The organism is Tunturiibacter gelidiferens, from assembly GCF_051013345.1.
GTDB classification, from domain to species: Bacteria; Acidobacteriota; Terriglobia; order Terriglobales; family Acidobacteriaceae; genus Edaphobacter; species Edaphobacter gelidiferens_A.
Genome location: NZ_CP132939.1, coordinates 2,922,106 through 2,936,753, shown reverse-complemented (window position 1 = coordinate 2,936,753; position 14,648 = coordinate 2,922,106). Strand labels below are relative to the sequence as shown.

The window sequence follows — 14,648 nt, the reverse complement described above, 5'->3', positions numbered from 1 at the left end:
CGCAGTCTGCAGCCTCCGCGCCCCCGGTTGCATCTGAACCTCCTGAAAGAGTGTGATCATGCCTGAACAGAACAAACCCTTCGTTGTCACCGACCGCCGCAAATTCACCATGGACGGCGAACCACGCCCCGACGCCGACCCTTCGCCAGAAAGAGAAGAGCGCGAGGCAAGGTCGGCCGAACCAGCAGCTGCAACGCCGCCCCCGCCCGCCGCGCCCGAGACACCGCAAGAGCCCGAACTCCCGCCAGCCCCTACCGCCGAGCAGAACGAACAGGCAAAGCGCGCCTACGAGATGACCGCTGATCGCCTCGACACCGCGATTCGCTCGGCCAACCCCGGCATGGACCACCCGCCCGCCATGAGCTTCGATCAGCTCGTCCAGTCGGTCTACATGACCTCCATCTTGCAGTTGGGCGGAACCACGCAGGAGGGCCAGCAGCCCCAGGTCGACATCCTCGGAGCCCGCCAGAGCATCGACATGCTCCAGGTCCTCGAAGACAAGACCAAAGGCAATCTCTCCCCGAAGAAACCCGCCTCCTCGAAAGCGCACTGTTCGAGCTGCGCATGGCGTTTCTCGAAGTCACACAGGCACTCGCACGGTCCGCGGCCGCCAAGGCCCCGGCTGGCGCAGGGCGTCCAGGCCCCACAGGCCCCAGCATCGTCCGCTAACGATGGAGGCGACCCTCACGTTCCTCGGCACCGGTACCTCGATGGGGGTGCCGACCCTCGGCTGCGACTGCACCGTCTGTACCTCCGCCGTCTCTCCACAAGGAGACCCGCGCAATCGCCGCACCCGCCCCTCCATCCGCCTCGACTACAACAACCACACCGTCCTCGTCGACACCGGCCCGGACTTCCACGCGCAGGCAATCCGCGAAAACATCCGCCACGTCGACGCCGTACTCTACACCCACGGCCACGCTGACCACGTCCTCGGCTTCGACGACCTGCGACCGCTCAGCTTCCGCGTCAAAGGCGACCTGCCCATCTACGCCGACGACGCTACAGCGAACAGCCTCGAGCGCATCTTCGAGTACACCTTTCGCAAAGAAGATCGCTACCCCACCAGCGCCCAGGTCGAAATCCATCGCATCGATCCAACGCCAGGATCAGGAGTCGATCTCTTCGAGCATGCTTTCGCAGAATCCCGGTCACCCACGGCCGTGAGGAGATCACCGGCTACCGCTTCGGCAACGCGGCCTACCTCACCGACATGAGCGACATCCCCGCCGAGAGCATCCCGCTGCTCCAGAATCTCGACCTGCTCATCCTCGACGCCCTCCGCCGCGATCCTCATCCCAGCCACTCGCATATCGATAAATCCGTAGCCATCGTCGATCAACTTAAACCGCAACGAGCCTTCTTCACCCATATGAGCCACGACCTCGACCACGAAATCACCGAGGCCGAGCTCCCACCTCACGTTCGTCTGGCCTACGACGGCCTCAAGATTACCTTCGAGATCGCCTGATGCAGATATTCCGCCAACTCGCCGACATCCCCGCTGACTTCGGCCCTTCGATCGCCACTATCGGCAACTTCGACGGCCTCCATCGCGGCCACCAGTGGGTCATCGCCGAGGTCGTAGCACAGGCCCGCGCAGAAAACATCCGCTCCATAGCCATCACCTTCGATCCACACCCTGCGCGAGTCATTCGCCCCGAATCCAGCCAGCCTCTCATTACGCCGCTCCCGCAAAAACTCGAGCTGCTCGCAGCCACTGGCATCGACGCCGTTCTCGTACTCCCCTTCACCACCGAACTCTCCCGTATGACCGCCCGCACCTTCGCCACCGAGGTACTCTCGCAAGCCCTCCACGTCACCCAACTCCACGAGGGAGAAAACTTCCGCTTCGGTTATCAGGCCGAGGCCGGCGTCGAAAGCCTCGAAGCTCTAGGCCGCGAACTCGGCTTCAGCGTGCGTGTCTACGCACCGCGCCATCTGCGGGGAGAGACCATCTCCTCAAGCCGCATCCGCCAGATGATCGCCGAAGGTGACGTCACCCACGTTCGCGCTCTCCTCGGCCGCAGCTTTGCAGTCTGCAGCACTCCCGCGTCGGGCCGCGGCTACGGCACCCGCTACACAGTCCCCACCATCAATCTCGCCCCCTACCCCGAGCTGCTTCCCGCAAACGGCGTCTACATCACCTCGCTCACCGTCGGCACCGGCCCCTCAAGCGAAACCTTTGACGGAGTCACCAACGTAGGCAACCGCCCCACCTTCGGCGCTGACTCCTTCACCGTCGAAACCCACCTGCTGAACTTCCACCCCATCGATCTCAACGAGTCCACGCCGCTTACCCTGACGTTTCTGCGTCGTCTTCGCGCAGAGATGCGCTGGCCAAATCCCGAAGCACTCAAGGAACAGATCGGCCGCGACGTGACCAAAGCAAAACGCTACTTCAATATATGTCGGGCGGTGGGTTCGAAACTCCACTCCGCTCGTCCTTAGACTTCGCGGCCATCACCGTTGGTTTAACCGGAACCGCAACCACCTGCGGCTCAGGACGAGATGTTTCAGGCATCCTCGGCTTCTCCTCATCCGGTACCGGCGCAGCGAAAGTTGGAGCAGCAGGCTTCGGCCTCTCCCCGTTGGGCGCGTCCAAACTCTGTTCCTGCTTCGGCACCAGCGGCGGTACAGGTTTAGCTACATTCGCCGGACTATTCGTCGGGACATCCAACCTCTTCTTCGGCGCGCCCGTCGCAGGAAAAGCCTCATCCGGCTTGGTCGCAATCGCGGCCCTCATAAAGTCCATCCACATCGGCAACGCCGCTCTCGCCCCGGTCTCCTTCTCACCCAGCGACTCGCGATCGTCAAATCCAATCCACGTCCCACACGTGATCGATGGCGAAAACCCAATGAACCAGGCGTCCGTGAAGTCGTTCGTGGTCCCTGTCTTACCGCCCAGGGGATGCTTCAACTGCGAAGCGGAAGCGCCAGTCCCATATCGAACCACCGCCTGCAGAAACTGCATCATCGTCCGCGCCGTATCAACCGAAATAACCTCCGACACCTGCGACGGAGCAGCATCCAGCGGGAGGCCATCCGCCTGCGTCACCTTGCGAATGTATCGCGGCTCAATCCGAATGCCGTCGTTCGGAAAAACACTATAGGCGCTCACCTGCTCCGCCAGCGTAATATCCGCCGAACCAATCGCCACCGGCAGAAACACGGGAATGTTGCTTGTAACTCCGAATCGATGCGCCGTGTCAATCACCTTGCGAATTCCGTACCGGTCCGCCAGCTTCAACGCCGGAATATTCCTCGATTCGGCGAACGCGTTCAGCAGCGACATCGCGCCCTTGTAGTCTCCCTCGTAGTTATGCGGCGTATAAGGCCCATTCGGCGTAGGAAAGGTCGCCGGTCCATCGACAATGATGTCCGTAGGCTTAGCGCCACCCTCAATCGCCGTCGTGTAAACATACGGCTTGAAGGATGAGCCTACCTGCCGCTGCGCCTGCGTCGCGCGATTGAACTGCGACAGCGCAAAGTCCCTGCCCCCCACCATCGCCAACACCTCGCCGGTGGAGTTATCCACCGCCATCATCGAAGCCTGCGCCCCTGAATCCTGCTGCAGCGACACCTTCAACGCGCCGTCTGTCGCAATGCTCTCAACCCGCACGTAGACAACATCGCCCGTGCGCAAGAAACCATCGCCGTCGATGTTCTGTGTCCATCTCCAGTCTTCAGGGGTAAGCACAACCTGCTGCGCACCGAGCTTCACCGTCACCTTCTTCGCAGTAACAGTCGTCACCACGCCATGAACGTAGCTCCCCTTCTCAATCGGCTGCACCCAATCCGGGTGGCGATAGCTCTCAACATCCGCTCCATCCAGCACCACGTTCGGCAGCCTGCCCTTCCACCCACGCCGCCGCTCGTACGTTGCCGTGCCATCGAGGATCGCCTTGTTCGCCACCTGCTGAAGGTCGAGATCGAGCGTCGTATAAACCTTCAGCCCCGCGCCATGCACCTCTTCCACGCCAAACTGCTTCTCCAGTTGCTTTCGCACCTCTTCCACAAAATAAGGAGCGACGCTGTTCGCAGGCGGCTCCAGATGCAATCCAAGCGGTGCCGCTTCAGCAGCCTCAGCCTGACGCTTCGTAATCTTGCCGTCGGCAAGCATCTCGCTCAGTACAAGATTCCTGCGCTTCAAAGCACGATCAGGAAACTTGATCGGCGAATACGCCTCAGGCCCCTTCGGCAGCGCAGCCAGAAGTGCAGCCTCCGGCAACGTCAGATCATGTACTTTCTTGTTAAAGTAATACTCCGACCCAGCCTCAAACCCATACGTCCCATGCCCCAGATAGATCTGGTTCGCATACAGCTCGAAGATCTGCTGTTTCGTAAATCGCCGCTCAATCTGAACCGACAGGAAAACCTCCTGCAGCTTGCGGCCATACGTCTTCTCAGACGAAAGAAACAAGTTACGCGCCAGCTGCATCGTCAGCGTCGATGCCCCCTGTGCCCTCCCGCTCGAATGCAGATCCCGGTACGCAGCCCCCACCGCCCGCACCAGGTTCACCCCCCAGTTGCTCTCAAAACTCTTGTCCTCAATCGAGATAATCGCCTGCTTCAGAACCGTCGGAAACTCCGAGTAAGGCAGCACAACACGCCGCTCCAGCGCAAACGAGCCGAACGGCTTCCCATGCACATCCAGCAGCTCCGTCGTAGTGTTCGGACGATACCGCGCCAGGTCATCCATCTGCGGCAGATCGATGGAGTAAACCAGCATCAACCCGCAAAGCGCCCCAAAGACAGCAGACAGCCCAAGCAGCGCATAAAACGTAACCCGCCTCGCAATACGACGACTCGGATAATCAGGCCCATTCAGCGTGGCGCGCCGAAGCGCACGTTGCCAATCGGGCATCTCATCAGGCGTTGGCGGCCTTGTCTCGCGGCTGTGTAAGCTCTGCACGAAGTCTCACGATAGCACGGCAGTGCAAGCGTTACTCTCCCACAAAAGGGCCAATCACGGCTAAAACAATCAGCCTAAGCAGACTTGCTCTTCAACAGGTCCAGCGCCTTCGTCAGCTGTTCATCCACCGTCACCGCAGGCTTCTGCAGCGGCTGCTGCGCCTTCTCCGCCGGAGTCGTCGTGTCTTCTTCCGCCACCGCATCCTCGACGTTCGAAGCCACCAGCACTCCCGGCGTAACGCCATCATCCTGCAGCTTCTTCCCCGAAGGCGACTCGTACTTCGCAATCGACAGAATCAACGCCGCACCATCCGGCAGCTCAAACGTCTTCTGCTGTGCGCCCTCACCAAACGTCTTCTCGCCCACCAGGTCCGCGCGTTTGTTATCCAGCAGCGCCGCAGCCACCAGCTCCGCCGGCCCCGCCGTACCACGATTCACCAACACCACCACCGGAGCCGTCGCATTGATCGCCTTCGAGGCCTCCGCCGTAAACGTCTGCTTCGCTACCTTCTGCCCCTCCAGCATCGCAATCGTGCCGTCCTTCAGGAAGAAGTTCGCCAGCCGCGTCGCCTCCGGCATATCCCCCGCCGCAACATCCCGCAGATCCAGCAGAATCTTCTTATTCCCCACCTTCGGCATCGCCTTCAACTTCGCCTCGATCTGCTGCACATGATCGTGATCCAGTACCGCCGGCTTCAAATACAGAATCGACGCGTTCTCATACATCGTCTCCGCAACCGGCGGCAGCGGTGTCGAAACCCTCGTCATCACAATCTTGTCCGGAGCAGCCTTCCGCGGACGCACCACCGAAACCGTCAGCTCACTCCCCGGAGCCCCCTCCAGCAGCAGCTGAATCATCGCCAGCGAGATATCTCGCGTATCCTGCGGTCCGATCGCCTCAATAATGTCCCCATCAGACAGATTCGCCTTATCGGCCGGGCTCCCCGGCACCACCGAAACCACGGTCGCGTACCCAAACCGCTTCGAAACATTGATCCCCACCTGCGCCTTGCCGCCTTTGTCCGCTTTGAACGCCTTATAGTCCTCCGGCGTCAGATAGCTCGAGTCCGCATCCAGCGACTCCAGCAGCCCACGCAGCGCACCGTTGGTCACCGCGTTGATATTCGGCTCCTCAACATAGTCCGTCTGAATATGCCGCAGCACCTCGCTATACACATTGATCTGGCGATAAGCACCATCCTGCGGCTCACTCGCAGCGCTCACTGGGTTAGAGTTCACCCCTAGGAACACGGTGACTACCAGAACAACCGAAACAGCGAGCAACAAAATCTTCGAGATCTTAGGCATAGTTCAGTGCGACTCCAATGGGGACATTCCCGGCACAATACCGTTTAGACGCTTCCCGCAGGCAAACGATCCCGCCCGCCGGACAACCTGAGACAAAATGATACTCTCGATCCATACAGAGTGCGCCTGCAGTCGCTATAACACTTTGGTGGCGGTGGACAGAATCGAACTGTCGACCTACGGGTTATGAGTCCGTCGCTCTAACCATCTGAGCTACACCGCCGATGTGTGTAAGGGGTATGCCGGCACAAAACTCCTCTGTATTCAGAGTGAACCATCGCCACGGCACAGCCATCTCCAATCATACTTGATTCCGGCCACAGCGAAAAGCCGGCCGGCGAGAGCCCTCAGCAGGTCGACGAGAGCCCTCAGCAGGTCGGCCAAGACATAAAGCCGACCATCCTCGGCGTAATCCCCGCCCGCCTCGCCTCCACCCGCCTCCCCCGCAAGGTCCTCCGCACCCTCGCCGGACGCCCGATGCTCGCCTGGGTCTACGAGGCCGCCAGTGCCTGCCCCCAACTCGACCGCGTCCTCATCGCCACCGACTCCGACGAGGTAGCCGAGCTCTGCCACCGCAACCAGTGGCCCGTCCAGCTCACCTCACCCGACCTCCCCAGCGGCACCGACCGCGTCCACGCCGTCGCCCGCCACCACCACGCCGACATCTACGTCAACATCCAGGGCGACGAGCCCCTCCTCAAACCCCAGCACCTCACCGCCCTCCTCCGCCCCTTCACCCAGCATCACGTCGAAGTTTCCACCCTCAAAGTCCTCTGCACTCCCGAAAACATCGCCAACCCCAACGCCGTAAAGGTAGTCACCGCCGCCGACGGCCGCGCCCTCTACTTCTCCCGAGCCACCATCCCCTTTGATCGTGATGGACAAGCCCGTGACGGCGCCGCACCTGAGTACTGGAAGCACATCGGCCTCTACGCCTACCGCAAAGCCACCCTCGAGCGCTTCCCCACCCTCCCCCCAGCCTTCTCGAACAAACCGAACGCCTCGAACAACTCCGCTTCCTCGAAAACAACATCCCCATCCACGTCGAGCCCACCGAATTCGACACCATCGGAGTCGACACCGAAGAGGACCTCCAGCGCGTCGAAGCCCTCCTCCGCTAACATCGCTCCCATAAAAAACGTCATCTCGACCGAAGCTGTTCACAGTCTCATCGTGAACAGCGCAGTGGAGAGACCCCCGTATTTCGCTTTTGCAGTTGCCTTTGTCTCTCTTCTCTTGCAGTTGCCTTTATCTCTGTTCTTTTGCAGTTGCCTTTGTCTTTTTTGTTGTCATCCCGAAGGGATTTGCTGTCATCTTTGTTCTCTTTCCAAGCCAATAATAAAGAACGTCATCTCGACCGAAGCTGTTCACAGCCTCATCGTGAACAGCGCGTGGAGAGACCCCCGCATTTCGCTTTTGCAGTTGCCTTTGTCTCTCTTCTCCTGCGGTTGCCTTTGTCTCTCTTCTCCTGCAGTTGCCTTTGTCTCTCTTCTCCTGCAGTTGTCTTGTCTTTTTTGTTGTCATCCCGAAGGAGATCTGCTGTCATCTTTGTTCTCTTCCAAGCCAATAATAAAAACGTCATCCCGACCGAAGCTGTTCACCGTCTCATCGTGAACAGCGCAGTGGAGAGACCCCCGTATTTCGCTTTTGCAGTTGCCTTTGTCTCTCTTCTCTTGCAGTTACCTTTTGCCTTTCTTCTTTGCAGTTGTCTTTGTCTTTTTTGTTGTCACCCGAAGGGGATCTGCTGTCATCTTTGTCCTCTTCCAAGCCAATAATAAAAACGTCATCTCGACCGAAGCTGTTCACAGTCTCATCGTGAACAGCGCAGTGGAGAGACCCCCGTATTTCGCTTTTGCAGTTGCCTCTGTCTCTCTTCTCCTGCAGTTGCCTTTGTCTCTCTTCTTTTGCAGTTGCCTTTGTCTTTTTTGTTGTCATCCCCGAAGGGATCTGCTGTCATCTTTGTTCTCTTTCCAAGCCAATAATAAGGAACGTCATCTCGACCGAAGCTGTTCACAGCCTCATCGTGAACAGCGCAGTGGAGAGACCCCGTATTTCGCTTTTGCAGTTGCCTTTGTCTCTCTTCTTTTGCAGTTGCCTTTGTCTTTTTTGTTGTCATCCCGAAGGGATCTGCTGTCATCTTTGTTCTCTTCCAAGCCAATAATAAAGAACGTCATCTCGACCGAAGCTGTTCACAGTCTCATCGTGAACAGCGCAGTGGAGAGACCCCCGTATTTCGCTTTTGCAGTTGCCTTTGTCTCTCTTCTCCTGCAGTTGCATTTGCCTTTTTTGTTGTCATCCCCGAAGGGATCTGCTGTCATTTTTTGTCTCCGTAGACTGTTCTTTATCGTCATCCGCAATGCAACGGAGAATCTGCTGTCATCTTTATTCTTCAATCTGACAAGAATCACGGAAAGCTATAAACTAAACCTCCACGCGCGGAGCCGCAGATGTTGCTCGAACTAGCCAAACCCGTAGCTCTTCTCCTCTGCCTCCTCTCCCTCTTCGCGGTCTTCCACACAGTCTTCTTCACTCTGGAAGACCCCCAACTCCTCCTCCAGCCCCACCAGGCCATCCGCGACCGCATCCTCGACTCCCTCCTCCTCCTCGCCCTCGCCGCCGGCATCTCCCTCATCGGCGCCTTCATCTTCCGCGAAGCCGAACCCCACCCCCACCCATCCCTCTCCGCCACCCTCCCCCTGCAGCTCTTCTATTGGGCCACCGCCATCATGCTCCTCCTCTTCCCCCTCGCGTCGTTTCTCGAAACCCACTACATCTTCACCCCCACCATCCGCTGGTAGCCGCAGAAAACCTTGTCAAGCCCCGAAAAGCGATAAACCTCTAATAATCAACGTTTTACGCGTGGCGTATGAGTTCTACCCAATTCGCTATACTTGATTCAGACTAGGAAAAAGCCCCGGCGACCCCGGGGCTTTTGCGTCTCAAGTCGACGATTGTCACTAAGTCCTTTGACTGGACATATTTAGCTTTAAACCATTTGCAATGAATAATTTACAACGAGCAGTTGTTCTAAGTAGCTGATACGAAGCATTTTAGACAGGGTAATGGGGGAGGGGGTACCCCTTCAGCCAGGAAAGGAGTTCACGTGTCAACGAAGGGAACCCATCACCCATCGAGCCGGCATCTTCCGACTCAGACCAGGGGAGCGAATCGAACCTCCAGTCCCTCTGCGCCCACCGTCACCTTCACGCCCTCAAGCGACCCCACAATCCACTGCGCTTCTTCCAGCTCTTCGGCGGTATGGGTCCCCACCACACCCAGCACAGGGCATCCAGCATCCAGCCCGGCACCCACACCCGAAGGCGCATCTTCCACCACCAGACACTCCTCCGGCTTCAGTCTCAACAGCTCCGCGCCACGCCGGTACGGCTCCGGGTCAGGCTTGCCCCGCTCCACCATGTCCGCGCTGATAATCCGCTCCGGGATCGGCAGTCCCGCCGCCTTCAGCCGAACCAGCAAAAGTCTCCTGGTTGCCGAGGTCACAATTGCCCACCGCTCCGCCGGAAGACCCTCCAGCAGAGCCTTCGCCCCCGGCAACACCACCAGGTCCGCCACATCATTCATCTCCAGGTCCTCGATGTACCGGAGCCCCTCCTCCGCATCGATATCCGGGCGCAGCGCCCTCACAGTCTCGATAGCCCGCACCCCATGCGGCACCTCGTAGATCTCCGCGTTGGGAACCTCATAGTGCTCCGCCCACTGCCGCCAGCAACGCACCACCGACCCAATCGAGCTGACCAGCACCCCATCCATATCGAACAGAATGCCCTTCGCCTTCACGCAGACCTCTGCGCTCAAGCGCCACGTCCCTGCAGCACAAAGTTCTTCGCCGCCGCCAGCACCCGCTCCACCGACTCCACCGAGCAGCTCTCGCAGTACACCCGCAGCAAAGGCTCAGTTCCCGAAGCCCGAAGCAAAACCCACGTCTCCGCAGCGTTCGGTCTGCCAACACAGTCAGGATTCTCCAGAAAGAACTTGATCCCGTCCAGCGTCTCGACCCGAAGCACCTTCAACCCCGCAAAGTCCGCCGTTCCCACCGAGTCCTTCAGAGCCTTCGCCCTTGCAATCGCAGACTGCTTCAACTCCTCATCGATGTGCATATCGATTCGTCCATACTGGTGCTCGCCGAACTCCTCCTGCAACGCAGCAACAAGCTGGCCAAGCGTCTTCTTCTCATCGGCCATCACATTGGCCAGCAGAAGCGAGTTCAGCATGCCATCCCGCTCCGGCAGGTGCCGGCTGATGCCAATGCCACCCGACTCCTCGCCGCCGATCAGAATCTCCTGCTCGAGCATCAAGTCGCACACATACTTGAACCCGATCCCATGCTCATGCAGCCGCCGCCCATACTTCGCGCAGATGCGGTCCAGCATCTTCGTCGTGTTGAACGCGCGAGTCACATCGCCCGGCCATTTCTTCCGCTCCAGCAGCCACTTCAGCAGCACCGCGAAGATCTTGTGCGCATCGACCACGTTGCCATGCTCGTCCACCGCACCAATGCGGTCCGCATCCCCATCCGTGATCAGACCCGCATCGCACTTCTCCGCAACCACAGCAGCCTGCGAAGCCTTGATGTGCGGCAGAATCGGCTCAGGATTGATCCCCGGAAACGCAGGATTGATCTCATTTCGAATCTCGACAAACGGAATGCCTGCCTTGGCAAAGATCCCCGCAACAACTCCGCGGCCCGCGCCATACATGCAATCAACCAAAAACCTGTATCCGGAGGAACGAATCGCATCGAGATCGACAAAGCGCGCAATCGCAGCAACGTAATCCGTGTTGAAGTCGACCGTCTCAATCGGCGCAGGTTTCGCGGCCTTCGCCAGTGGTTTGTCCAGATAGCTCTCGATCGCAGACATAATCGAAGGCTTCCCCGAGCCGCCGTAACTGGCCTTGTACTTCACGCCATTCCACTCAGCCGGATTATGGCTCGAGGTAATCATCACGCCGCCCGCAGCCTTCCGCTCACGCACCGCGTACGAGAGCGCAGGAGTCGGCGTAATCTCCGCGGCCATAGCCACTGGAATGCCCGCCCCGGTGAGCACTTCGGCAACAACCTTCGCGAAGGAGTACGAACCGAATCGCGTATCGTAAGCAATACACACCCCGGCAGCCGCATCTTCCTTCGCTAAAACGTAGTTCGCAATCGCAGCGGCCGCGACCCGTACATTCGCATACGTAAAATCGTCCGCGATGATGCCCCGCCATCCATCCGTGCCAAACTTTACAACCGTCTCAGCCATAGTTTGTTCAATTTTCCTGAATAAATTAACGCACGACAAGATGACGAATGAAAACCATTAGATGAGATCTTCTCGTCCAGCACTCTTCAACTCTGCAACGACTTTGCCAACATCCTGCGATCGTTCACGAGTCGTAATCAGCAACGCATCTTTCGTCTGAACCACAACAAGATTCGTCACACCAACCAGCGCAATCACTTTACCTGGAGCATGAATGTAGTTCCCGCTCGAGTCGATCGAGATGCAAAGCGGATCTTCGCCCTCGAAGACATTCGCCACCGAGACACTCTCCGGCGGACAACCAGACGCATGCTCATGCAGCGCCGACCAGCAGCCCAGATCGTTCCACTCGAAGTCGCCAGGAAGACTGTAGATCTCAGCGCACGCTTCGCCCTTAGCCGAGCGCGGCTCAAGCACCGCATAGTCGATGCTGATGTTGTCGCACAACGGATAGACCTCCGCAAACACGCGGTCGAACTCCTCCTTCGAAGTTCGATAAGCCGCAGCAATCCGCTCCAGCAAAGGAGCCATTGCAGGACAGTGCTCGCGAATCGCATTCGCCAGAGTTCGCGCACTCCAGAGGAAGATTCCTCCGTTCCAAGCATAGTTCCCCGAGGCAACGAACTGCTCGGCAACCTCTGCGTCAGGCTTCTCCGTAAATCGCTTCACACGCCGAACCGCAACTCCGGATTGAGGCACCTTCGAAGGATCTACAACCTCACCCAACTCGATGTAGCCATAACCAGTCTCAGCCCGCGTAGGAGGAACACCAAGAACGACAATCTTCTCCCCACTCGCAGCAAGCGCGATGCCAGCCCGAATCACCTCTGCGAATCTCGCTCCATTCTTCACCACATGATCCGACGGAAAGATGCCAATCACCGTCTCCGGATAGCTCTGTTCCAGCAAGAACGCAGCAAGCGCACACGCAGGCGCAGTATTTCTAGCCGCAGGTTCGCTAAGGATATGTTTGCGGGGAACTTCGGGAAGTTGCTCGGCGATCAGATCATCCAGCAGGCTGTTCGTAATCACCCAAACTTCAGCAGGATCCACCAGCGGAGCCAAACGCTCAACCGTCTGCTGAATCATAGTGCGCTCTCCATCCAGAGCCAGCACCTGCTTCGCCCGCGCCTTCCGGCTTCGAGGCCAGAACCGTGTTCCGCTGCCGCCTGCAAGAATCACCGGAGCGAACTTCTGCTCCGTCTTACCGCCTTCAATGGGCATAAGCCTCCGTCTTAGTGAAAAGGCCGCACCGTAAAGCAGCGCGGTCCAGACGCAAGATCAACAGCTAACTCAACGTTGCGAAGTAATCCCGCATTCGCTTTACGCCTTCATCCACAACATCGTGCGATACAGCATACGAAAGTCGGATATGCTCCGAAGTCCCAAAAGCTTCACCCGGAACAACCACAACGTGAGCCTCACTCAGCAGCTTCGCAGCCAGATCCGATGTCGACTTGATACCACCCTTGCCAATGAACTTGCTGACATTGGGATACACGTAAAAAGCTCCCTGCGGCACAGTGCAGGTCAGCTTCGGAATAGTCTTGAATCCTGCCAGAGTTTGATCGCGCAGCTTGATGTAGTCGGCGCGCATCTCCGTCACGCACTCCTGCGATCCCGTCAGTGCTGCAATCGAAGCTCGCTGCACCATGCTCGCGGTATTTGAAGTGCTCTGTGACTGTAGCTTGCTCATCGCCGCGATAATCGGTTTCGGCCCAAGTGCAAAACCAGCTCTCCAACCTGTCATCGCGTAAGTCTTAGACAGCGAACCAAGCACAACGATGTGCTCCTTGCAGTCCGTGAACGACCCGCCGCTCACGACCTCGCCGGTAAACGTCAGGTAGACGTAGCACTCGTCGAGCAGAACGTAAATGTTATGCTTGTGAGCCAGGCGAACAATAGCCTCGAGATCCTCGGGAGCGACCACAGCGCCGGAAGGATTCGACGGAGTATTCAGAATGATCGCCTTGGTCTTCGGCGTAAGCGCTGCCTCGATCATCTTCGCGGTGATGCGGAAGTTCTCTTCCTCTTTGCTCTCGACCAAAACGACTTTGCCGCCGGCGTACTGAATGATGTCCTTGAAAGAGACCCAATAGGGAACAGGAAGAATAACTTCATCCCCGTGGTCGACCAGAACCTGAATCGTATTGAAAAGCGCCAGCTTTCCACCGGTTGTGAAGACGCATTCGTCGGGCGTGTAGTTCGAGCCGAAGTCGCAGGCGTGACGATCTACGATCGCCTTACGAACCTCGGGAATACCCGCGACATTCGTATAGCGGGTAAAGTTCTTCTCGATCGCCTCGATGGCCGCGTCCTTGATGTGGCGAGGAGTGGAGAAATGAGGTTCACCCGCACCGAAGTCAGCGAGGTTCACGCCTTCAGACTTGAGCTTCAGCGCTGCCGCTGTGATCGCCATGGTTGCGGAAACTTCGATGCGGCCGATGCGGTCCGCGAATATCTTCGTCGCTGTCGCTGTGGTCATGCCTCTAGTGTGGCAGATTTGGCCATCGAGATAAAGGAGCAAGTCTTCTCAGGCCTTCAGAGCCGGTTCGGGACCTTGGCCTTGAGCCGCTCGACGACGAGGGGCGGCACAAGTGCCGTAACATCACCACCTAGCTGGAAGACTCCTTTTATCAGTCTCGAACTGACATACGTGTACTTTTCCGCCGGCATCATGAAGAGGGTTTCGAGCTCTGGATCGAGCTTGCGGTTCATCATTGCCATCTGGAACTCGTACTCGTAGTCGCTGATAGCCCGAATGCCTCGGAGGACCGCTTTAGCACCCTGTTGCCGGGCAAAGTCGACCAGAAGACCGTCGAACGTAGTTACCGAGACATTGCCAAAGCTGCGGGTCGCCTCGGCAATCATCTCTTCGCGCTCCGGAACAGTGAAGAGAGGCGTCCCCTTTTCGGAGTTGCGAAGAATCGCAACGACCAATTCATCCACGATCTTCGACCCGCGGGCGATCAGGTCGAGGTGCCCGTTGGTCAGCGGATCGAAGGTCCCTGGGTAAATCGCTTTTACCGTATGCATGCATGAGCAGCATACCGCGCTTTCTCGGTAAAAAATAAATCCACACATTCCTGTAGTCTTGCGTGTGCCCTCGAGCGTCTCTCCCAATAGCCAAAACAGTGCGGCAGCAGCCTGAATACGGTTCCC

General features: G+C 58.2%; 14 protein-coding genes, 1 tRNA gene and 2 pseudogenes. 5 read left to right on the top strand and 12 right to left on the bottom strand.

Going from position 1 to position 14,648, the window contains the following annotated elements:
• Nucleotides 1-58: 58 nt before the first annotated feature.
• The 3 genes and pseudogenes from RBB80_RS14530 to ribF all read left to right on the top strand — a co-directional run bounded on the left by RBB80_RS14530 (nucleotide 59) and on the right by ribF (nucleotide 2,451).
• The gene (locus RBB80_RS14530; protein WP_433968979.1) at nucleotides 59-925 is read left to right on the top strand and encodes a DUF1844 domain-containing protein; all 867 of its coding nucleotides are present in this window, start codon (nucleotides 59-61) and stop codon (nucleotides 923-925) included.
• Nucleotides 870-1,471: pseudogene (locus RBB80_RS14525) on the top strand (MBL fold metallo-hydrolase). The gene RBB80_RS14530 and the pseudogene RBB80_RS14525 overlap by 56 nt, the downstream one beginning before the upstream one ends.
• Nucleotides 1,471-2,451 (top strand): riboflavin biosynthesis protein RibF, encoded by a 981-nt coding sequence (gene ribF / locus RBB80_RS14520; RefSeq protein WP_433968977.1) that lies wholly within the window; start codon nucleotides 1,471-1,473, stop codon nucleotides 2,449-2,451. Before RBB80_RS14525 ends, ribF begins: the two are co-directional and overlap by 1 nt.
• Here the strand turns inward: ribF and RBB80_RS14515 are convergent.
• The 4 genes from RBB80_RS14515 to RBB80_RS14500 form a co-directional block, all read right to left on the bottom strand.
• Nucleotides 2,402-4,867, bottom strand: coding sequence for a PBP1A family penicillin-binding protein (locus tag RBB80_RS14515; RefSeq protein ID WP_433968975.1), 2,466 nt, complete (start codon nucleotides 4,865-4,867; stop codon nucleotides 2,402-2,404). The two genes, ribF and RBB80_RS14515, sit on opposite strands and share 50 nt — an antisense overlap.
• Nucleotides 4,868-4,989: 122 nt before the next feature.
• Nucleotides 4,990-6,222 carry a S41 family peptidase gene (locus RBB80_RS14510; RefSeq protein ID WP_433968973.1) on the bottom strand — a complete coding sequence of 411 codons (1,233 nt, stop codon included), beginning with the start codon at nucleotides 6,220-6,222 and terminating at the stop codon, nucleotides 4,990-4,992.
• Between the two features lie 146 nt (nucleotides 6,223-6,368).
• A tRNA-Met gene (locus tag RBB80_RS14505) sits at nucleotides 6,369-6,445 on the bottom strand.
• Between the two features lie 41 nt (nucleotides 6,446-6,486).
• Entirely contained in the window at nucleotides 6,487-6,741 is a 255-nt protein-coding gene (locus RBB80_RS14500; protein ID WP_433968972.1) for a hypothetical protein, read from the bottom strand.
• Between RBB80_RS14500 and RBB80_RS14495 the strand changes: the two are divergent.
• Nucleotides 6,622-7,143: pseudogene (locus tag RBB80_RS14495) on the top strand (3-deoxy-manno-octulosonate cytidylyltransferase); the annotation flags it as partial. The gene RBB80_RS14500 and the pseudogene RBB80_RS14495 sit on opposite strands and share 120 nt — an antisense overlap.
• Nucleotides 7,144-7,157: 14 nt before the next feature.
• Here the strand turns inward: RBB80_RS14495 and RBB80_RS14490 are convergent.
• The 3 genes from RBB80_RS14490 to RBB80_RS14480 form a co-directional block, all read right to left on the bottom strand.
• Nucleotides 7,158-7,367 carry a hypothetical protein gene (locus tag RBB80_RS14490; RefSeq protein ID WP_433968971.1) on the bottom strand — a complete coding sequence of 70 codons (210 nt, stop codon included), beginning with the start codon at nucleotides 7,365-7,367 and terminating at the stop codon, nucleotides 7,158-7,160.
• Between the two features lie 103 nt (nucleotides 7,368-7,470).
• Nucleotides 7,471-7,746 (bottom strand): hypothetical protein, encoded by a 276-nt coding sequence (locus RBB80_RS14485; RefSeq protein WP_433968969.1) that lies wholly within the window; start codon nucleotides 7,744-7,746, stop codon nucleotides 7,471-7,473.
• A 286-nt stretch (nucleotides 7,747-8,032) separates the two neighbouring features.
• Nucleotides 8,033-8,359 (bottom strand): hypothetical protein, encoded by a 327-nt coding sequence (locus RBB80_RS14480; protein WP_433968968.1) that lies wholly within the window; start codon nucleotides 8,357-8,359, stop codon nucleotides 8,033-8,035.
• 310 nt (nucleotides 8,360-8,669) lie between these two features.
• On the opposite strand from RBB80_RS14480, the gene RBB80_RS14475 reads away from it, so the two are divergent.
• Nucleotides 8,670-9,020: a hypothetical protein gene (locus RBB80_RS14475; RefSeq protein WP_433968967.1), complete on the top strand. Its 351-nt coding sequence runs from the start codon at nucleotides 8,670-8,672 to the stop codon at nucleotides 9,018-9,020.
• Between the two features lie 352 nt (nucleotides 9,021-9,372).
• Here the strand turns inward: RBB80_RS14475 and RBB80_RS14470 are convergent, their stop codons facing one another.
• The 5 genes from RBB80_RS14470 to coaD all read right to left on the bottom strand — a co-directional run bounded on the left by RBB80_RS14470 (nucleotide 9,373) and on the right by coaD (nucleotide 14,522).
• On the bottom strand, nucleotides 9,373-10,038 hold the full coding sequence (locus RBB80_RS14470) for an HAD-IA family hydrolase (RefSeq protein ID WP_433968966.1): 666 nt from the start codon (nucleotides 10,036-10,038) through the stop codon (nucleotides 9,373-9,375).
• Nucleotides 10,035-11,486, bottom strand: coding sequence for a phosphoglucomutase/phosphomannomutase family protein (locus tag RBB80_RS14465; RefSeq protein WP_433968964.1), 1,452 nt, complete (start codon nucleotides 11,484-11,486; stop codon nucleotides 10,035-10,037). The genes RBB80_RS14470 and RBB80_RS14465 overlap by 4 nt, the downstream gene beginning before the upstream one ends.
• Nucleotides 11,487-11,543: 57 nt before the next feature.
• The gene (locus RBB80_RS14460) at nucleotides 11,544-12,710 is read right to left on the bottom strand and encodes a mannose-1-phosphate guanylyltransferase (protein ID WP_433968963.1); all 1,167 of its coding nucleotides are present in this window, start codon (nucleotides 12,708-12,710) and stop codon (nucleotides 11,544-11,546) included.
• Nucleotides 12,711-12,774: 64 nt separating this feature from the next.
• A complete protein-coding gene (locus RBB80_RS14455) occupies nucleotides 12,775-13,971 on the bottom strand; it encodes a pyridoxal phosphate-dependent aminotransferase (RefSeq protein ID WP_433968961.1) in 1,197 nt (398 codons plus the stop codon).
• 56 nt (nucleotides 13,972-14,027) lie between these two features.
• Nucleotides 14,028-14,522 (bottom strand): pantetheine-phosphate adenylyltransferase, encoded by a 495-nt coding sequence (gene coaD / locus RBB80_RS14450; RefSeq protein WP_433968960.1) that lies wholly within the window; start codon nucleotides 14,520-14,522, stop codon nucleotides 14,028-14,030.
• Nucleotides 14,523-14,648: the final 126 nt, after the last annotated feature.